General features: G+C 50.9%; 18 protein-coding genes and 2 pseudogenes. 6 read left to right on the top strand and 14 right to left on the bottom strand.

What is annotated here, in order from left to right; translation table 11 throughout:
- Nucleotides 1-59: 59 nt before the first annotated feature.
- The 5 genes and pseudogenes from BS639_RS05780 (at nucleotide 60) to BS639_RS05760 (ending at nucleotide 2,854) form a co-directional block, all read left to right on the top strand.
- The gene (locus tag BS639_RS05780) at nucleotides 60-413 is read left to right on the top strand and encodes a metalloregulator ArsR/SmtB family transcription factor (protein WP_084982497.1); all 354 of its coding nucleotides are present in this window, start codon (nucleotides 60-62) and stop codon (nucleotides 411-413) included.
- A gap of 146 nt (nucleotides 414-559) precedes the next feature.
- Nucleotides 560-967: pseudogene (arsC, locus tag BS639_RS05775) on the top strand (arsenate reductase (glutaredoxin)); the annotation flags it as partial.
- A gap of 95 nt (nucleotides 968-1,062) precedes the next feature.
- Nucleotides 1,063-1,278 (top strand): annotated as a pseudogene (locus BS639_RS05770) (aldo/keto reductase); the annotation flags it as partial.
- Entirely contained in the window at nucleotides 1,265-1,492 is a 228-nt protein-coding gene (locus BS639_RS05765) for an SDR family oxidoreductase (RefSeq protein ID WP_084982494.1), read from the top strand. The pseudogene BS639_RS05770 and the gene BS639_RS05765, both read left to right, overlap by 14 nt.
- Nucleotides 1,493-1,669: 177 nt before the next feature.
- A complete protein-coding gene (locus tag BS639_RS05760; RefSeq protein WP_233427625.1) occupies nucleotides 1,670-2,854 on the top strand; it encodes a MalY/PatB family protein in 1,185 nt (394 codons plus the stop codon).
- Between the two features lie 5 nt (nucleotides 2,855-2,859).
- Here the strand turns inward: BS639_RS05760 and BS639_RS05755 are convergent, their stop codons facing one another.
- The 5 genes from BS639_RS05755 to BS639_RS05735 form a co-directional block, all read right to left on the bottom strand.
- Complete coding sequence (locus BS639_RS05755) at nucleotides 2,860-3,579, bottom strand: amino acid ABC transporter permease (RefSeq protein ID WP_084982490.1); 720 nt, start codon at nucleotides 3,577-3,579, stop codon at nucleotides 2,860-2,862.
- Complete coding sequence (locus BS639_RS05750) at nucleotides 3,569-4,354, bottom strand: amino acid ABC transporter permease (protein WP_084982489.1); 786 nt, start codon at nucleotides 4,352-4,354, stop codon at nucleotides 3,569-3,571. The genes BS639_RS05755 and BS639_RS05750 overlap by 11 nt, the downstream gene beginning before the upstream one ends.
- Complete coding sequence (locus BS639_RS05745; protein WP_084982487.1) at nucleotides 4,354-5,187, bottom strand: amino acid ABC transporter ATP-binding protein; 834 nt, start codon at nucleotides 5,185-5,187, stop codon at nucleotides 4,354-4,356. Before BS639_RS05745 ends, BS639_RS05750 begins: the two co-directional genes overlap by 1 nt.
- A 15-nt stretch (nucleotides 5,188-5,202) precedes the next feature.
- Nucleotides 5,203-6,030 carry an ABC transporter substrate-binding protein gene (locus BS639_RS05740; protein ID WP_084982486.1) on the bottom strand — a complete coding sequence of 276 codons (828 nt, stop codon included), beginning with the start codon at nucleotides 6,028-6,030 and terminating at the stop codon, nucleotides 5,203-5,205.
- A gap of 198 nt (nucleotides 6,031-6,228) precedes the next feature.
- Complete coding sequence (locus tag BS639_RS05735; protein ID WP_228779628.1) at nucleotides 6,229-7,140, bottom strand: LysR family transcriptional regulator; 912 nt, start codon at nucleotides 7,138-7,140, stop codon at nucleotides 6,229-6,231.
- 245 nt (nucleotides 7,141-7,385) lie between these two features.
- On the opposite strand from BS639_RS05735, the gene BS639_RS05730 reads away from it, so the two are divergent.
- Nucleotides 7,386-7,799, top strand: a complete 414-nt coding sequence (locus tag BS639_RS05730) for a DoxX family protein (RefSeq protein WP_084982483.1) — start codon at nucleotides 7,386-7,388, stop codon at nucleotides 7,797-7,799.
- Nucleotides 7,800-7,980: 181 nt separating this feature from the next.
- Here the strand turns inward: BS639_RS05730 and BS639_RS05725 are convergent, their stop codons facing one another.
- The 9 genes from BS639_RS05725 to hemA form a co-directional block, all read right to left on the bottom strand.
- Nucleotides 7,981-9,360 carry an MFS transporter gene (locus tag BS639_RS05725; RefSeq protein ID WP_084982481.1) on the bottom strand — a complete coding sequence of 460 codons (1,380 nt, stop codon included), beginning with the start codon at nucleotides 9,358-9,360 and terminating at the stop codon, nucleotides 7,981-7,983.
- A gap of 86 nt (nucleotides 9,361-9,446) precedes the next feature.
- On the bottom strand, nucleotides 9,447-10,661 hold the full coding sequence (locus BS639_RS05720) for a M20 aminoacylase family protein (RefSeq protein ID WP_084982479.1): 1,215 nt from the start codon (nucleotides 10,659-10,661) through the stop codon (nucleotides 9,447-9,449).
- Between the two features lie 285 nt (nucleotides 10,662-10,946).
- Nucleotides 10,947-12,155: an MFS transporter gene (locus tag BS639_RS05710; protein ID WP_084982476.1), complete on the bottom strand. Its 1,209-nt coding sequence runs from the start codon at nucleotides 12,153-12,155 to the stop codon at nucleotides 10,947-10,949.
- Complete coding sequence (locus BS639_RS05705) at nucleotides 12,148-13,353, bottom strand: pyridoxal-phosphate-dependent aminotransferase family protein (RefSeq protein ID WP_084982475.1); 1,206 nt, start codon at nucleotides 13,351-13,353, stop codon at nucleotides 12,148-12,150. The genes BS639_RS05710 and BS639_RS05705 overlap by 8 nt, the downstream gene beginning before the upstream one ends.
- A complete protein-coding gene (locus tag BS639_RS05700) occupies nucleotides 13,350-15,218 on the bottom strand; it encodes a phenylacetate--CoA ligase family protein (protein WP_084982474.1) in 1,869 nt (622 codons plus the stop codon). Before BS639_RS05700 ends, BS639_RS05705 begins: the two co-directional genes overlap by 4 nt.
- Before the next feature lie 48 nt (nucleotides 15,219-15,266).
- Nucleotides 15,267-16,430 (bottom strand): ATP-grasp domain-containing protein, encoded by a 1,164-nt coding sequence (locus tag BS639_RS05695; RefSeq protein ID WP_084982473.1) that lies wholly within the window; start codon nucleotides 16,428-16,430, stop codon nucleotides 15,267-15,269.
- Nucleotides 16,427-17,392: a 3-oxoacyl-ACP synthase III family protein gene (locus tag BS639_RS05690; RefSeq protein ID WP_084982472.1), complete on the bottom strand. Its 966-nt coding sequence runs from the start codon at nucleotides 17,390-17,392 to the stop codon at nucleotides 16,427-16,429. Before BS639_RS05690 ends, BS639_RS05695 begins: the two co-directional genes overlap by 4 nt.
- The gene (locus BS639_RS05685; RefSeq protein ID WP_084982470.1) at nucleotides 17,392-18,225 is read right to left on the bottom strand and encodes a TauD/TfdA dioxygenase family protein; all 834 of its coding nucleotides are present in this window, start codon (nucleotides 18,223-18,225) and stop codon (nucleotides 17,392-17,394) included. Before BS639_RS05685 ends, BS639_RS05690 begins: the two co-directional genes overlap by 1 nt.
- Before the next feature lie 10 nt (nucleotides 18,226-18,235).
- A complete protein-coding gene (gene hemA / locus BS639_RS05680) occupies nucleotides 18,236-19,441 on the bottom strand; it encodes a 5-aminolevulinate synthase (RefSeq protein WP_084982468.1) in 1,206 nt (401 codons plus the stop codon).
- Nucleotides 19,442-19,492 lie beyond the last annotated feature (51 nt).

The following is a 19,492-nucleotide window of genomic DNA, read 5'->3' as shown; positions in this document are numbered from 1 at the left end:
TGTTGACTCAACACTGACAAGAAGCGACACTTGCTTTAATCCTTTACTCAGGAATTCTCATGCCGCAACTTCTGCCCCTGCAACTTTTCAAAAATCTGTCTGACGATACGCGACTGAGCCTGGTGCTGCTACTGCGCGAGAAAGGTGAGCTCTGCGTCTGTGAGCTTTCATCCACCCTGAAAGAAACGCAGCCCAAAATATCCCGGCACCTTGCCCTGCTGAGAGAAAGCGGTCTCCTTCTCGACAGGCGTGACGGCAAATGGATCCATTATCGTCTGTCACCACACATGCCTGCGTGGGCAGCGGTAGTCATTGAGCAGGCTTACCTGTGTCAGCGGGATGACATTCTTAAGCTCAGCCAGCAAGCCGAACGCGACAACGGCACTCCCTACGGCAAGCCTGTCTGTATTTAAAATTTTGCCTTAACACATTCGTTTAAACAAATATGTTATGCCTCAATTTTCATCATCCCGGTTTTGCGGCAGTTATCTTTAAGGAGAAACGGTTATGTTTCTGGCGATCGCGATATTTGTCCTGACGTTGGTTTTGGTCATCTGGCAACCCCGCCTGCGGGACGTCCCGTAATACCCTGGCGTTAATCCGCAACAGCGGCTTCGAACCGGCAGTCATTCTGTATCTGGAAACGCCGCCGACCCGCGATGAGTTAAAAAAACTGATTGCGGATATGGGGATCAGCGTGGGCAAACTCCTTCGCAAAAATACCGAGCCCTATACGCAGCTGGGGCTGGCGGAAGGCCGGTTCAGCGATGACAAGCTGCTGGACGCCATGTTGGCTCATCCGATCCTGATCAATCGCCCGATGGTGGTGACTTCGCTTGGCACCAGGCTCTGTCGCCCGTCAGAAGTGGTTCTGGTTATTCTGCCGGACCCGCAGCGGGGGGCGTTTGCCAAAGAGGACGGTGAAGGGGTAATTGACGAGCGCGGCCATCGCGTCAGCCAATATTAATGAATCGGACTAATAAACCCTAGCTGATTACCCCACCTAATCCAATAAAACAGTTTGCGTTATGCTTTCCTACATAACAACGGAAGGATAACGTCATGCAAACTGTAAAACTGAACAACGGTATTGAAATGCCCCTACTGGGTTTTGGTGTATTCCAAATGACGGATGCTACGGAATGCGAGAGAGCCGTTATTGATGCCATCGAAACGGGATATCGCCTGATCGATACTGCAGCCTCTTACCAGAACGAAACCCAGGTCGGGAACGCACTGAAGCAGAGCGGTATCGCACGTAGGCATCATTTTCACACCGCTTGCTCGTGATGAACTTAATGGCCCACGCGGACCGGGATACAGAAAAATGCTCGAGGGCAGCGCCGTCGGACGCGGCGGGACACCTGATGAAGTGGGCAACGTGGGTGCTCTACTGATGGGGGAAGAAGGTGCCTTTATTACGGGCAGCGATTTCCTGATGGACGGGGGCGTTACGGCAGAATATTGGTTTGGTGACCGCTCAGAAAATTAACACCGCTGCAGATTATTGTATTAATAACGTGTATTCATGACAGTAAACGCCAATATATTTAGATTTATTTATTTGCTCAAGTCTCTTATCGAGAGGAGACGTGATATTTTTCCTGGCCTATTAATGCCCCAAACACAGCCAATGTCATGGGCCTCAATGAATACTGTAGGAAAAGCCTTGAGCAGAAAATTTGACTTTAAGACGGTGATTGACCGCCGTTCACGCTTGTCCACTAAATGGTTGGAGGTCAATGAATTTACCGACAGCCTGTCTGGACCGGTGATCCCACTGTGGATTGCCGATATGGATTTCAAATCCCCGCCCGTGGTGGTCGACGCCCTGCAGCAGGCGGTTGAGCACGGCATTTTTGGCTACAGCGAGTGGCCAGCGGACTTTTTTGCACTCTTTTGCGGCTGGCAGGAGGTTCGTCACGGCTGGAGAATCGACCCACAATGGGTGCTGCCCTGTGAGTCGGTTATTAGCGCGATGGATATTGCCATTCGAGCCAATAGTCAGCCCGATGACGAGGTGATTATCTTCTCACCCGGGTTCAGCACGTTTAATCGTATTATCAAGCATACCGGCCGCCGCGTTATTGACGTGCCGTTAGTTGAAAATGAACGCAGCTATTCACTGGATATCGCCCGCCTCCACGCCGCAATTACGTCGCGTAGCCGAATATTGATCCTGTGTAATCCGCACAACCCGATTGGCAAAGTTTGGCGGTCAGAAGAATTAAGGCAGATTGCCGAGCTTTGTCAGCACCACAGATTATTACTCCTGTCCGATGATGTGCATCAGGACCTGATTATCGGCGATACGCCCTACACGCCGGTCGCCAGCCTCGATCCACAGTTTGCTGATTTAACCATTACCTTTACATCCCCCTGTAAGCCTTTCAATCTCAGCGGTTTACCGATTACCCATCTGGTGATTAAAAATGCCGAAATCAGAAAAAAGCTGAGTGATGAGTTAGAAGAGTTAAGCGTTCATCAGCCGAATATGCTGGGGATGATTGCCTGCGATGCTGCCTATCGTCATGGAGCGCCCTGGCTTGATGCGCTGATTGAAACACTACGCGGTAACTATGCGCTGCTTGAAAAAGGGCTGCAAGATATCGCCAACGTGACCTTATTCCACACCGAGGGCACCTATCTGGCGTGGCTGGATTTCAGAAAAAGCGGTTTAACGCATGCTCAATTGCAGCAACGTCTGATTAAAGATGCGGGTTTGCTACCCAACAGCGGACTTAAATTTGGGACTAACGGCGAGGGTTTTATGCGTCTTAATTTTGCCCTGCCGCAGTCTGAGTTGGTCAAGGTTATTGACCGTTTGGCGCGCTGTTTTAGCCGCAGCCATTAGCGGCCTTAAATTCCCTGAACGCGCGTAATATCGGGCTGCTGCGCCTTCGTTTTTTTGTTCATCCATTTCCCGGCAACTGCCGCCAGCGTAGCGCACAGCAGGTAATAGATAAGCCCAATGAATAGGAAAATCTCCGCCGGATAGATTTGCACGCGGTTATTGACCTGGCCGGCAACGGTGGTCAGCTCCGGGACATTGACGATAAACGCAAGTGAGGTGTCTTTTAGCAGCGAAATCAGCAACCCAAGATAGGATGGCAACAGGTTCGACAATGCCTGCGGTAATAGCAATACCCACAGTATCTGCCACTGGCTGAAACCCGATGCTAATCCCGCCTCGCTCTGTCCGGCAGGCAAAGACTCTAGTCCGGACAGCGTCGAATGCATCACCGCTGCTGAGGTGAACCACGCCAGCGCTAATATCACCGTCAGCGTACCGGGGATGGCGCTGCCAAACACCACCGGCATCAGGAAGTAGAGCCAAAAAATAACAAAAATAAGAGGAATACCGCGAATAAAGTCAGCCCAGATAAATAGCGCACGCCGCGTCCAGCCGCCAAACCGCCACGCCAGTGCGGCCATCGCAACGCCCAAAACCAGCGAAAGAGCACCCGCAGATATCGCCATAATCAGCGTCAGCAATACGCCGCCCGGATCGCCGTCGGCCACTCTCCCCCACAGCAGATAGGTGAAATTGTCGTGCAGTACCGAATAATCAAACGCCATGACCTTCTCCCTGCGCTTTCACCGCAGCCAACAGTAGCGGCTGGCGCTTATTTGGCCGACGTGGGCCGAGCGCCATCATTAGCCAACCCATCACCAAACCGAGCAGCAGATAGAGCACGGTGCCGACGGCAAACCCTTCCAGTGCATGGGCGTTATAGCTCTCAATCTGGCTAATCTGGTAGGTGAGTTCAGAGAAACCAATACCTGTCGCCAGCGACGAAAGCTTCATTAGATTGAGATACTGCCCGGCTATCGGCTGCCAGGCGTTAATCAGCCCCTGCGGCAACAACACGTGGCGCAGCATCGCCCAGCGGCTAAACCCCTGAGACATCGCCGCTTCGGTCTGCCCGTGAGGCACTGAATTGAGTCCGGCCTGTACCTCTTCGAGCAAAAATGCCGCGCTAAAGAGCGCCAGCCCCCAGCCGGCGCAGAGAAATTCTGGCGTCAGCCATGAAACATTAACCGGTAGAACTGCCCAAAGATGCACGTCGCCGATGTATAACCTCAGCCCCTGCGGCAGCGCACCGTAAGCGGCGAAGTACCAGAACAACAGCTGCACCAGCAAGGGTGTATTGCGAAAAATAGAAACATACACCGCCACCACACTGCGCCCAACGCGCCCCGGCGCTAAACGCAGCGCCAGCAGCAACAGCGTCAGTAAAGTCGCCAGTGCGCTGCCCGCAATGGTCACGTAAAGCGTGGTGAGAAAGCCGGAGATGATCCACTGCAGCGGCTGACCGGTTAATACCCCGGCCCAATCCAGATGCCACGTCATCAAAGCTCCCTCCCGGTTGCCGCCTGTAATGGGAACAAGACTTTTTGCAAGAAACGCTGTGCACGTGGGTGCACCGGACGGGTGAAAAAACTCTCCGGATCCGCCTGCTCGAGAATTTCCCCGCCGTCCATAAAAACGACACGATCAGCAATCTCACGAGCAAAACTCATCTCGTGGGTGACCACAATCATGGTGATGCCACTGTGCGCCAGCGCTTGCATCACCTGCAGGACTTCGCCGATCATCTCTGGGTCAAGTGCCGAGGTCGGCTCATCAAAAAGGATAATTTTCGGGTCGGTCACCAGCGCTCGGGCGATCGCCACCCGCTGCTGCTGACCACCGGAAAGCTGCGAAGGAAAGTGATGTGCACGGTCCGCCAGCCCTACGCGCTCCAGCAGTTCGCTGGCCTTTTGGCGCGCCTGTACCGGCTTCCAGCCGTGTACTTTCACCAGCGCCAGACTAACGTTGTCCAGCGCATCAAGATGGGCATAGAGATTGAACTGCTGAAATACGAAACCGATGTGGGTGCGTAATTCACGCAGCGCTTTGCCGCTCAGCCCAGATGTCGGCTGAGTGTGAACCAGGATCTCGCCGCTGGTCAGCGTCTCAAGATGATTAATCATACGGATCAGCGTGGATTTCCCCGAACCAGACGGGCCACACACCGCGACCACTTCACCGGCGGTAACGCGCAAATCGACATTGCGGATCACCTGATGCGGGCCAAACGATTTACTGACCTGACGAAACTCAACCGCGACCGGTTTGCCGTCAGGCTGTGGATACGAAAAAACCGCAGACGAGTCTGCGGTTGTTGAAGAAGGTTGCTGCATTAGCTGCCTGCCTGATTATTTTGCTTCGATCTTAAACAAACGCGGTTGGGGTGATTTAGTTTGTGGTCCAAACCAGACATTATAAATTTTGGTGGCTTCACCCGTTTTTTCCAGACTCAGCAACTCATCGTTTACCGCTTTCAGCAGGCTGGTTTCACCTTTTTTAACACCCACGCCGATCTCTTCTTTGCTCAACAATTCAGGCAATACTTTGTATTTTGCTTTGTCCGGCGCACCATCGAGCAAACCGGCCAAAATGGTGCTGTCCTGAGTGATGGCCTGTACGTTGCCGCTACGGAGGGCAGAAAGCGCCAGCGGAATATCGTCATACGCTAACACGCGCGACTGAGGGAAGCGGGTATGCAACTCCTGTTCGCCGGTGGTGCCCTTCACTGCACCGATGCGCGCCGTAGCGTAAGCATCCAGTTTGTCAGGTGAAGCTGCCGGGACCAAAAATTGCTGACCGGTCACGAAATAAGGTACCGAGAAGTCCACCACTTTGGCACGTTCTGGCGTGATAGTAATATCGGCAACGATAATGTCAGCCTTGCCAGACTGCAGCAGTGGAATACGGTTAGCAGGATTGGTCGGCACCAATTTGAGCTTCACGCCAAGGGATTTGGCAAGCGCTTTAGCGAAGTCTACATCGTAGCCCACAATGTCATGAGTTTTAGCATCGACTGAACCGAACGGCGGATTTGAGTCAAAGGTAGCTACGTTGATAACACCCGCTTTTTTAATATCCTCCAATTGGTCAGCATGGGCGGCGAAGGTGGTGACACCGCTCAGTACCAGCAGCGTCAGCGCGGAAAGGGAGGACAAAGAACGTGCGTTAATAGCCATGTGTTTTCCTTATAAGACACCGCCAAATTGGCAGAAATTGTTAACCGCAGACCCTGCGCCAGCGGGCATTTTTATCTTGTAAAGCAGAGGATTACACAGGCTATAAAACTGCACTACGAACAAAAACTCATATCAATAGCTGCATACTATATAAGCAAAACTTATTAACAAAGAATTAACCTTCTAAAAAATATCAACTCAATACGTTGAGGTAAATTTCTCAAAACTGGCCACCAGACTGTCGATGAAAACGCGGGTCCGTGATGGCATTAAGCGTCTTCCGGGGAAAACGGCCCAAACCGGCACGCCCGGACATTCCCAATCCTCAAGTACTCTAACCAATTCTCCACTCGCCAGAAAAGGATGGGCAAAATGTGTCGTTACGCTGGTTATCCCCGCGCCAAGACGCGCCAGATTAATTAACACGTTCGGTGAGTTAGCGACTGCACGCACCGGGGGGCTTCCCTCCCAAGACTCTCTGCCTTGAGTGAGTTTCCAGGGCGCTATTTCCCCTACGCGGGTGCGCAGTCTCAGTACGGCGCGCGCCATTAACTCCTCGGGATGGTGAATAGCCCCATGCTTATTGATAAATGAAGGAGCCGCATAGAGCGCCACTCGAAAGGTGCTTAGCTGCCTGGCCACCAGCGTTGAATCGTTTTGCAGGTCGCCCATCCGCAACGCAACATCATAACTTTCACCAATAATATCCACGCGCTGCTGAGAGGAATCGATATCCAGCGTCACGTCTGGATACCTCTCGATAAAGTCCGCTAACAGTGCACCAATCATATTTTGAGAGAAATCGCCGGGCAGAGATATGCGTAACTGCCCGGAAGGCTTTGCCTGCCGGTGCTCGGTGAGGGCCAGCATGGCTTCCATTTCGGCTGAAATTTGCTGCGCATGACGCAGGACAGCCTTCCCGTATTCGGTGATGACCATCTTGCGCGTAGTCCTTATCAGCAACCTTTCACCGAGCTGATTCTCCAGCGTGGAAATACGCCTCGACACCGTTGAATTTGGAATATCAAGACGTTCGGCGGCCCCTGAAAAGCTTCCTTCCTCAACCACGTAGGTAAACAACACCATGTCTGCCGGATCGAATCTCATCATTATGCCATTTTTGGGAATATGTTATCCATTTATGCAGTTTATGCCCATTAACGAAGGAGTTAAAGTGCGTTCAGCGCCGAGTCCGCAGCGAGGCATTTAGCATCATTGTCGGCGCTCAGTTACCGAATCTAAGAACAAGTTTGAAAGTCGTGTTGAGAAAGTCTTAGGTCTTTGTTTTAAGGCCTGAGAAAAACGATGACACTTGATCGCATTAAATCAATTGCTTAAATAAACAGGAATATAAAATGCGCTATTTTTCCATTGCCAAATACAGTGATGCCACACTGCTCGTCACGCGCATACTGCTGATGCTTTTATTTGTTATTTTCGGCTATGAAAAACTGGTCGGATTCAGTGGGACAATCACTTATATGAGTTCAACCGGCTCCCCGTTTCCAACGTTATCGGCCATTGTGGCGGTCGTGCTCGAGTTTTTTGTCGGTATTGCCCTAATCTTGGGTTTTTACACCCGACCACTGGCGCTGATTATGGCCGCCTATACGGTGGTCACAGCGTTAATTGGTCACCCTTTCTGGACCATGACTGGCGCAGCGCATTATGCGAATGAGATTAACTTTTACAAGAATGTGGCGATTGTCGGCGGCTTAATTTTGCTGGCGCTTATTGGCCCGGGAAAATATTCCCTCGACCGCAAATAGATTGGAATACGTTGATTCTGTTGTTTGTGGTTGGGTTGACGTTATGACGTTTTGAGTGATGTTTCACACAACATTCGACAACGCTTAAAGGCCATGAATGCCACATTCAGGGCCTTTTTCATTCCTCAATGCGGCGTTTTATCGTATCGATACCGCAAGATTAATTCCCGTCGCCCTGCTCTCAAATGTTTGCCAACGCCGGTTTTTGCATCACACGCGTTATGCTAATGATCGCCGCGCTTACCGCCAATGTACCTGCCAGCATGAGAGAGGCGTAAGTTCCATGGGTTAAAAACAGGTTAAACATCAGTGCAACCAGTGCTGCACCCACAGTTTGCCCCAGTACGCGCGCCGTGCCTAACAGCCCGCTGGCTCCCCCGCTCCTGTTGCTCGGCGCCGATGAAACGATGGTGTGGTTGTTGGGAGACTGGAATAAACCAAAACCTGCGCCGCACAGGAGCATGCGCCAAACAATATTTAAATGTGCAGGGTCTGGTGGCAGCAGCGCTAAAGCAAACAGGCCGCTAGAAAATATAAGCAAGCCTATTCCACCCAGCACGCCAGAATGATAGCGCCCCACCAAACGGCCAGAAAAAGGCGCCATCAACATCGTCGCCAATGGCCAAGCGGTCATTAATAACCCGGTAGAACCGGCATCCAGGCGCAGGGAGTTCTGCAAGAAAAACGGCAGAGAAACAAACGCCAGCGTATAGGCGGCAAAAGAACACATTGACGTGCACAGGGACAAGCTAAAAATAGGAATACGCAGTAAATCTAGCGGTAAAAGAGGCAGCGGACGGGAGAGTTCTCGACGAATATAAAACCCACCGATAATAATTAAGCTGACTACCTCAGCCAATATCAAATGATGATTAACCCCCTGAGCATAGCCGCTGATAGCACTAATAAATAAACCAAACGTTAGCGCATTCAGCAGGCTGCTAATAAAATCAAACCGTCGCCCAGGGTTTTTAAGCGGATTTTCCGGCAAATATTTGAACCCCATACACAGTGCAATTATTCCAATTGGCAAGTTAATGGCAAATAGCCAAGGCCAGGAAGCGATTGAGAGTATGATCCCCGCCACGGTAGGGCCTGCAGAGGCCGAAACAGAAACGATAATAGCGCCAGTCGCTATTCCACGCGCCAGCAGTTTTTTCGGGTAGATGATTTTAATCATTGCCATATTGACACTCAGAATGGCAGCCGCTCCAAAGCCTTGTAAGATTCTGGCGACGGTAAGCGAGAGCAGTGAATCTGACATTGCGCAGCCCAGCGACGTAAAACTAAAGACCAGTAGCCCAATCTGATAAACCCGTTTATAGCCAAAGATTTCCCCCAGTGAAGCGAGCGACAGCAATGACACGGTGATAGCGAGCTGATAAGCATTGACTATCCATATCGATGACGCGGCACTGGCATTGAAGTCGCGAGCAATGGTGGGTAGCGCCACATTGGCTAGCGAACTGTCTAATACCGGCACGGTAATACCCAGCGCCAGGGTCAAAATAGCCCCTAATCGCTGTGGGTTAGGAAGTCCATCTTCAAGCACGTTTTTCATAAATTAATGTCAAATTTTGCCAATCGCATGAGAAACATCAGTCTGTATAGTGACCCCTTCAAATGACGCCGGAGAAGCAACGGCGGTCAACGCGTCAGCGGAACAAGCCTTTTTTCAATCAGTCTTGCAAACAACGTTGCGCCCACGGGCAAAATAGCATCGTCGATGATGAATCCCGGATTATGCACCGGCTTCTCTCCGCTATGGCCCAGCGTAAAGAAAGCGCCCGGCGCATGCTTGAGCATATCGGCAAAATCTTCACTGCCCATGCTCGGTTTTGAGATGTTCGACACGCGGCTATTTCCCAACACCTCACGCCCTACTTCACTGACAAATTCCGCAGCCTCTGCATCATTGCTCAGCACAGAGAAAACGTCTCGAATGTCGACCTCGGCCGTGAGGTTGTGAGCCGCCGCGGTATTAGACGAAATTTCACGAATACGCTTACGTATTGCCTCACGAACGCTGTCAGAAAATGCCCGTACGGTGCCAGAAAGAACTGCACTTTCGGGGATAACGTTGTAGGCAGAACCTGCCTCAATGCGCGTAATTGACACCACGGTAGGATCTGAGGGAGAAATATTGCGACTGACTATGGTTTGCAGTGCCTGAATCAGCGCGCCCACGGCGGGAATAGGATCATAAGCAGCATCGGGGTGCGCGGCGTGGGCACCTTTGCCCTTTAGGCGAATGTCGAAGAAATCGGCCCCCGCCAATGACACCCCGGCAGAAACGCGAAGCAAATTAGGTTGTGAATAGGCCGCTGGCGCGTTGTGCAGGCCGTAAATTTCATCCATTGGAAAATCGCGGAACAGACCATCGGCAATCATGGCTCTTGCGCCACCCAGCCCCTCTTCCGCCGGCTGAAAGACAAAAATGACCGTACCAGAAAAATCACGTGTCTGGGCAAGATAACGGGCCGCGCCAAGCAGAATGGTGGTGTGCGCATCGTGACCACAGCCGTGAAACTTGCCGGGGTAAACCGAGGAAAACGGTAATCCTGTGTCTTCGTGCATGGGTAACGCATCCATATCGGCGCGCAGTCCCACTGTGCGTTTATTATCGGTATGCTTGCCCCGAAGCCTGCCAATAACCCCCGTGCCACCATAACCACGAATGACCTCTATTCCCCATGATGCCAGCTTTTCGGCTACAATTGCCGAGGTTCTCACCTCTTCAAAACCAATTTCTGGGTGTTGATGAATATCATGGCGAATGGAAATCAGTTCAGGAAGATAGCTGGCAATTAAGGGAATAATTTGAGGCGCAACGTTTTCAAGAGTTTCATCAATGAATTTCATGTTTTTCCTTAAGGATAAATTGAGCGTTTACTCAAAAATAATAACGGCTCTTATCAATAACACTCAGGGTTTACTACCCCATTTTGCGAATGTGATTACTTTACCCATAAAAGTATTTTACAAACCAGAACTTTCAAAAAAATTAAGTCAATTCGTCGTCATATCCATTATATCGATAATCTATTAAGAAATTAAGATAAACAAACAGTGAATTTGAGCACAAAATGGAGAACGAATTAAAATAAACATGAAATAACAGGACGCCCAATTACGCACTCTTTGTCCTCACAACTTATCCACTGCGGTGACGGCCCGTTTTTGGCGGATGCCGATGAGGTAAAGTGCGCATCCCAACGCGGCAAATAGCATAAGGAAATAGAATATCGCCGAGGGCCGAGCGAGATGGCTATCAAGTAAATAGCCAAACAGTATTGCGTTCGCGCCTCCGCCTAACATCGAAATATTCTGTACGCCAAAGTAAGCGCCTTTCATATCGTCTCTGGCAATCGCGTCGATAAACAGAAATTCGGAGGGAACAATAATCACCTCACCCAGAGAAAACAACACGGTGGCGATAATCCAGAATATAGTCAGCTCCGATACCTGATAAAACAACAAGCCGCATATCAACAAACCGCTGCCAATCATTACGCTGAACACCATATTCTTATGGGTTATTCTTTTCCCTATTACGTATTGCAGCATAATAACGGTCGCGGCATTAATGCTCACGATCAGCGTAATCAACCTTAGCGCCTCCGACTCACTGACCACATACCCTAAATACTGCGATAAATAAGTGGCGAATCGCGCATATACCAATGCGCTAAACAGGCCTCCGAGCACAAAAAGTTGCAGCCGATTATCCGTCGCCAACACTTTAAAAGTCTGCTTCAGGCTGGTTTTAGGACCGCGTTGCGGACGAACTACCCGCAGATGCGCATGATAGCGACGATAGAACATCAGGAGGATCAGCAACGAAATGAAACTCAATCCTCCCGAAAGCCACATCGGTGCACGAACGGCAAACTGGCTGATGGTGATGCCCAGAATCGGCGCACTGCAAAAGGCAATATTAATGAGCGTATAACTTATAGAATACGCCGCGCCGCGCTGTTCAGCGGGCAATAAACCGGTCAAAAGTGACTTGACCGAAAGGTGCATCGTTGTGAAGGCCACCTCAATAATGACCAGCAGAATAAACACCTGAGTAAATTGGCGAGAAGCAGGCAGCACGGCATAGACCAGTACAGAGATCAAAATAGCCAACAGCAGCGCGCGCAAGGGGGTAAATCTGTCGACCAAGATGCCGCAATAGACTCCCGCCAGCGTGGCTACCACCAAACTGCCACCCAGCGCGTAGCCTGTCAGTAGCGGATTAAAGCCTAGCGAATGAGAGAGATAAATCGGGAAAAAGGTGAAGGTCAGCGCCCGGCTAAAATGTAAAATAAAATCCAGGATAAACAGCGGTCTTAAAAAAGAATTTCTAATCATATTGCAACAACTCCTTGTGACCAAACTGTGCCGATGCCGCATCAATAGCCCCCGCCAGATCAACAGGATGCCCCAATGCTTCAAGGGATTCGCCAAGCGCATTGACCAGGCGGAGTACGTTTGCAGGACGGCATTGCTCACCCATTTGTCCAATACGTAGTAGCGGAGATCCAAAAGAGGCAGAAATTTCAACATGGTGCTGCTGCAGCAGATGGTCGATTAACGCCGCTGAAGAGAGCCAAAGCGGCAGATGAAATCCAACCACCGCATCCAGCCGAGTTGCAACCGGTGCCGCCAACGTCAGTCCAAATTTCACGATTGCCTTTTGTACCCCCTGCGAACTCCGCCGATGGCGCTCAATACGCAGAGGAAGCGTCTCTTCGTTTAGAAGCCGCAGCGCCTCATGCAGAGCAAAAATACCGTTCACCGGTGCGGTGTAGTGATATCGATGGTGATGCCAAAACTCCTTCGCCAGCAATGCGTCATAGCACCACTGAGTCGGGATAAAGTTGCGCTGAACCACGCTCTCCCACGCCTCGGGCGAGAAGGCAATCAGCGACACTCCGGGGATCGACGACAGCCCCTTTTGCCCACCGCAAAACACCACGTCCAACTGCCAGTTATCCATCAATACTTCGGTTGTTCCGAGCGTGCACACCGTATCAACCACCACCAGCGCGCGGTGCTTCTTACACAGCGCAGCAATTGAAGACAGCTCGGGATTGAGAGTCGTAGACGATGTTTCGCCGTGAACCAGCGTGACCACGTCAAAATCTTGCTGTTCAAGCAGTGCGCGAAGCCTGTCCAACGGGAACGCATCCTTGCCGTCGAACTCAAAGAGTATCACCGAGGCTTTATGCCGTTGTGCCATCTCGAACATGCGCAAACCAAAATGCCCGGAGCTAATTGCCAGCACACGTGAGCCGCGATGAACCAGATTACCGATTGCCATTTCCGCCGCCGCGGAGCCGGGCCCGGAAAGGCCAAAAACCCAAGGGGTAATCGTCTGAAAGGCATAGCGCGCCATCGCCTTAAGTTGCTCAACCACCCCATCCATCCTTTCTCCGAGGTGGCTGGCAATGTGCGTATTCGCCTGTCTTACGGACGGGGGTTGTGGAACGGGCCCCGCCCCCATCAACAAGGTTTCATGAGGAAAAAAACTGCTCCCCAACGCTGGGAATTTTTTTGCAGGGATCATGCGACCTCCTCGGGACGAGAAAAACGCAGGTCCTCTACCAAACGAATTTTTCCGCTGACCGGATGACGCGCAAGTTGTTCGACCTGCACGACCCTGACGCGAAAATCCAGCAGCTCGATTGACACGCCGTCACCCGGGCGCAGGGAGGGTAAGGCTGCCTGCAAATTTTGCTCAAGCGCCTGTGTATCCAACGGCTGGGGAGCCTCAATGCTTACCTGCAACGTTTCCTGATGCCCCTTTTGACTAATGGTCAGCTGCAGCTGACCAATACCAGCCTCAGACAACACATCTGCAACCTGTTGATAATAAATCGCTTTACGACCATTAAGAATGATTAGACCATCGCTACGCCCCAAAAACTCGAGTACTCGACCGCCATCCCGCTGCGGGACAATGCGCCCAACGTCACCGATTTTGTAGCGAATAAGTGGGTATTCAAATTTTTGCCAATTGGTCAGTAAAATATGCCCACGCTCGCCGTCGGCCACGGGGTTTCCGTGGTCATCAGCTATTTCAACATAGTTATAATCATCAACCAGATAATGCTCGACGCCCTGCAATGGCGGAGACTGGTAGCCAATCTGCGCACCGTCATTGGCCGCCAGAATACTGTGAAACGTCTTAATACCCAGCATCTCGATTAACGCTTCTTTACGGTGTTCAGGCCATAGCGCCCCACCATAAATGACTTTTTCAATGCGGAACTGTGGGTCGATTTGTTTTGCCTGCGAAAGCAGCGTGTCGAGCAGGCTGGGGATGCCAATAATAGTATTGATATCAAACGTCTGATATAAGTAAACCAACTCTTGTGGCGTAATATTCTGACCTACTGTGTAGGCCTCCACCGGCATCAGCGCCAGCTCCTGAGAAGAGGTCAGCATGCCACCATACATATGGCCGCCGTAAAGCGTATTAACCACTCGGTCACCCGCCACCAGCCCGATGTCATAAAGGGTTTGTACCGCTTCATGGATCATGCTTTGCCAGTCATCGCGCGAGTAAGGAATATAGCGCGTCTTGCCGCCGCTAGACCCTGACACTAGCACCTCGCCGGAAGGCGGTGCCTGAGACGCCATTGCTCTACCATACGGCGGCGAGCCCTGTTCCAGCGCCTGCTTGGTCAACACCGGCAATTGGTGCAGCTCTGCCACTGTTTGCGGCTGTGCAACCTGCTGGTAATGAGGTAGCCGTTGGGTCTTATAGAGTAGGAAACGCAGCCGACTGTCGAGCCGCTGGCGACGTTCGTCGGGACTTAATTGACGGCGAGCTTCACTTAGGGAAACGCCTGCGTGATGCACTTTTACAATCAGCGGTGCGCTCCAGGCATCCAGTAAATCCACCGACAGTGCATAAGGCGCGCTGGCTCCCGGAGCAACCTGATAGCGGATCCCAGCTTTCCCCTGCACGCTGGCGTGGGTCTGTTCGGGAATAAAAATGACCGGCGTAGAGTCTTGCGGCGCATGGGTCAGCGCAAGATTGAACGGCGCAAACGTCTTCAGTCGAGATGCTCTTTCAATTATTTGCTGCCAAAATGGTTCAAAACCGCTGGCCAGAGAGACCTGATTACCGGTCAGCCACGCGAGCAGCACTCCGCGCACCTCACCTTCCAGACTGGCGCTTTTCAAGGTTACAGACCCGAGCGGCAACAATTCGGTTACCTCGTTGGTGTAGGGATAATAGACCCACGGAAGTGCATGCACATTTCCTAGCCTTATTTGCACCACCTGCTCTAACGCCGTTGCATCCAGCAGCGCCCTGATCTGCTCAGCCTGCCTGGCCGTGAGGGGATCCGCCCACTCGGCGTGTTGTTGTAAATCGTCGAACAGCGCCGCCAGCGTGATAATACGATCGGTCAAAAATTGCATGATGTCACCCTGCTAAAGTTATTGGATAAATTGTGTTTTTCGGTGAACTCAGTGAGTCGAAATTTCCGTTAAACATCGCTGCAGGAAGAGTTGTAATTGGTGTGGCGTCTCTGCGCGAGCAATCAGTGACAGAGGCAGAAGGTCTTCGTTATAGGTAAGAATATCGGCCTGTGCGCCTGTACGTTGAAAACTGACCAGATGAGGGCTGCCCAATATTCCCTCAGGGATATTCAGCGTTTGCGCGTCGAGCGAGTGATGAGCTGGATAGAGCAAAAATCCAAAATAGTGCGTTGAAGCCGGCTGTTGACGAGGCAAAGGCAGTGCAAGGTAATCGCTTATTTCCACCGAAGGCAGATGCACGCCGGTTCTTGAGCGGTGGGTCTCTACGATACGGGCACCGCCGAGGCGATTGGCAGCCTCAAGAAATATGCATGTTTCTCCATCGTAAAATGCCTCGATGTGAAAGCAACCGCGCACTATTCCAAGTGCGGCAATCACTTCATCGATGAACCGGCGAAACGTATCGTTTAGCACCACCTGGAAAGATCCCACTGGCACACCGGCGAGGTACTTCAACGGTGAATTGATGTAGCGACTGGCCAGCAGGTGCTGAACCTCCCCTGCGATAACCACGCCGTCAAAATGATAAAGCGGTGCATCGATAAACTCTTCAAGCTCGTAGTTGTTCCATCCCGTTTTATCCTCAACATACTCCACCGCTGCCGCAAAGCTTTCATGCAGGGTGATCCCCTGACTCGAAGCCCCGTCACGCGGCTTACTGATCGTTTTCCCCCTCCAGCCTCCCTGGATAACTTGCTCTGGAGCATCAATAAAACGCGGGTAACGCAGTGTGCCCCGAGCAGCAATCCGCTGCTTCATTTTTACCTTGTCTCGAACCACTTCGATTTGCTCATAGGACGGTCCGGCCAGCCCCAGTTCTGCGCGAATATGGCAAGCCTCAAGGATGCCATATTCCGACAGGGCAAGCAGTGAGGAGTAGTCATCACTTGGACTCACCCGAGCCAGCACTTCAGACACCAGATTCTTTTCCGCCGCGGGCGGGAGCACTATTTTTTGATAACGCAACGCCTCAGGCAGGTCACTCAGATGCTTCGCTAATCCGATATAGGTGACCTGATGCTGCTGGTGATCGATGACATGGTCATAGCGCATCTTTTTGAAAGGGGCCTGGTGCAAAATCAGTATTTTCATCGAGTCACCTCAAACAGGGAAATTCCCCAGCTGAATCCCATCGCACTGGTAGCCATCGCCAGCATGTCGCCCTTTTGCAATCGTTGCGTTTTCAGCAGTTGGCGCAGCGCTATCCAGTTATCACCGCCGCCCAGATGACCGTTGGCATGATAGTTAAATACACTGCGTTCACTGGGCAATGCCAGTCGCGTAAGCAAGGCGTTATGGACATTGATATCGCCCTGATTAATGAGCAAAAATCTAATATCGAGCAAATTCAGACTCGTTTTCGACAGGCTGCGGTCAAGTAATTGGCTGAGCATCTCCACATACACCTGCAGCAGGCCTTTACGGGTATAGTTTTTACGCGCAAACACCCGCCCCTGGCGATACTCCCCCTGATACATATCGCACCATGTCGGGTCAGTCTGCATATCGCAGGCCGACAGAGTAAGCAAAGGACGTTCGACGCCAACCAGCAGCGCCGTCGCGCTATCGCCAAAATTAAACAAGGCACGAGATGCGGAGTCAGCATGGTCTATCAAACCACTTAACCGATCGCAGATAATCACCAGCGCCGTTTTCTCGGGATTGGCATTAACCCAGCCGGTAGCAATGGCAATACCCGTTGCCCCCGCATTACAGAAGTTAACGACTTCAAAACAGTGCGCCTGAGTCGCACCTAACTGTTCTGCGACTTTGGCGGCGGGAGACCAAAAAGGCTTATCCCACACGCCGGAGCCGCAGTAGATAATCCAGTCCAGCTGCGATGCAGCCACATTCTTCTGATCCAGCACCCTCCGCGCAGCCTCGGTCGCATACTCCCAATCGCTTTTGTCGGTGTCGAATACAGAGAGAAAAGGAGCAGGAAGAATTTCCTCCAGCTCTTTAGCGTCCACACCCGACAGCCGTGCAATATCCTGCCGGGACACGTTGCCCGGCGGGATGACGGTTTCAAACGCGATAATGCCTGCGCGCGTCATTATTTCACCGCCACTCGGTGAACTGTTCTTGACTGATTATCTTCGACGTCGGTCACTGCATGGTAGGCCGTCTCGGTTTTCCACAGCAGCAGGTCGCCCTTAGTCCACTTATGTCGATAGCCATGACCAGGATCGGTGACTAACGCTTCGACTAAATTGAGAAACTCCTGGTTTTCATTGGCATCAAAACCAATAACGTAGTCGAGATAGTCTTTAGCACCGTATAAATACGGTAGTTTGGTATAGGGATCGATTTTCACCAGTGGATGAGTGACGGGAGGATGGAGTTCATCGGCCTTTTTCATTAATTCGGTAATAGAATATCCGGCGTGCTCTGGGCGGATTTTAAAACGTTTCCTGACCGTATGAACCGCATCACGTCCGGCAATTTTGTCTTTCCAATGCGGTGAGAGCCTGTCATAAACATTCCCCGCGCTGGAAAAAAGCGTGTCCCCGCTCCATTGCGGAATATTGATACCGTGCAACAGCGTGTAGGTCGTCGGATTATCGGTATAAGACGAATCCTGATGCCAGAAATTACCCACTCTCGGCACACCGTAAGCCTTACCGTTAACCACCTCATTGGAGGAGATCATTATCTCCGGGTGTTCAGGGTGACGATATTGACTCATTACAAAGGGTACTGGTTCCCCGATTACACGTGCCAGTTCAACCTGTTCCCCAGGGGAAATATCGAGCCCTTTAAAAATAAGCAGTTCATTTTCGTGTAATGCATGCAGTACGCGGTCGCGAACTTCAGGTACACGAATATCGCGAATAGAAACATCATGAATTTCTGCACCGATATAATTGCTAACTTTTTCAATTCTCATTTTTAATTCCTCAGGAAAGATCGAGTGCGCTTTTTAAGGCGGAGGCAAAACGCTCTATCTGCTCAAGTGAATGATCCGGCGTCACGGTCACGCGAAAACGCTCTTGTCCGCGCGGTACGGAAGGATAATTAATGGGTTGCACATAAATTTTAAACTGCTTGAGAAGCTTATCGGAGACGGCTTTTATTCTGGCTAATCCAGGAATAATAATGGGCAGGATATGGCTTTCTGCATCAATAAAATCAATCTGGTGCCGACGCAGTGCTGCTTTCAAATGGCGCACGTTTAGAAATAATTTCTTTCGCCTGCCGGGGGCGGCTACTACCTTATTGATGCTGGTCAGCGTAGCCTCCAGTAATGCCGGTGGCAGTGATGTAGTGAAGATAAAACCGGGAGCAAGGCTGCGGATGCAGTCAACCGCATCTCTGTCGCCGACAATAAACCCGCCCGTGGTGCCTATAGCCTTACCAAACCCACCCTGAATAAAGTCAATATCTCTAACCTGTAGCGCTTCAATTAATCCTAATCCGCGCTCACCTAATACGCCGAAAGAATGTGTTTCATCGATAAAGGTTAAGGCATTATATTTCTTGGCCAAGCGTACAATCTCTTCGACGGGTGCGAAATCACCGTCCATGGAATAAATAGACTCAAACACAATAATCTTAGGCCGTTCAAAAGGCTCAAGAGAAAGCCCAATCTCTAGATGTTTTAAATCATTATGTTTGAATATATACTTCTCGACCTTACTCTTTTTAAGCCCCTCAATAATAGAGCGGTGATTCAGTTCATCGGAGTAAACCTTAATGTTATCAAATAGCCCGACCAGAACACCTAAACTTTCCGTATTGGCTAAATATCCATTATTAAAAACCAGAGCACTCTCTCGCTGATAAAGATCGGCCAATCTCTTTTCCAGAGCTACGTGCGCCAGGGTGTTCCCCGAGATATTACGTGACCCCCCAGAACCCGCACCATACCGGCTCAGTGAAGCCTTAAAATCATTAATAACTTGCTGATCCTGCCCCATTCCCAGATAGTCGTTACTGCACCAGACTTCAATCTTTTCATTCTGATAATCGGCCAGAGGAAAATGGCCGGCGCTGCGAGAGAACTCAAGGAAGTGACGATATGCTTCCGTAGATTTCAAATACTGCAACGTATGGAAAAAAGTATCATTATAAATATCTTTATTCCCTACCTCTATTATCGACATAACTCACCTCTGCTATAAAATACAGTCATTGATAAAGCACACCCTTAACAG

This window comes from Rouxiella silvae (assembly GCF_002093625.1).
GTDB lineage: Bacteria > Pseudomonadota > Gammaproteobacteria > Enterobacterales > Enterobacteriaceae > Rouxiella > Rouxiella silvae.
The sequence above is the reverse complement of the archived record's forward strand: the minus strand, read 5'-3'. Positions and strand labels throughout refer to the sequence as shown.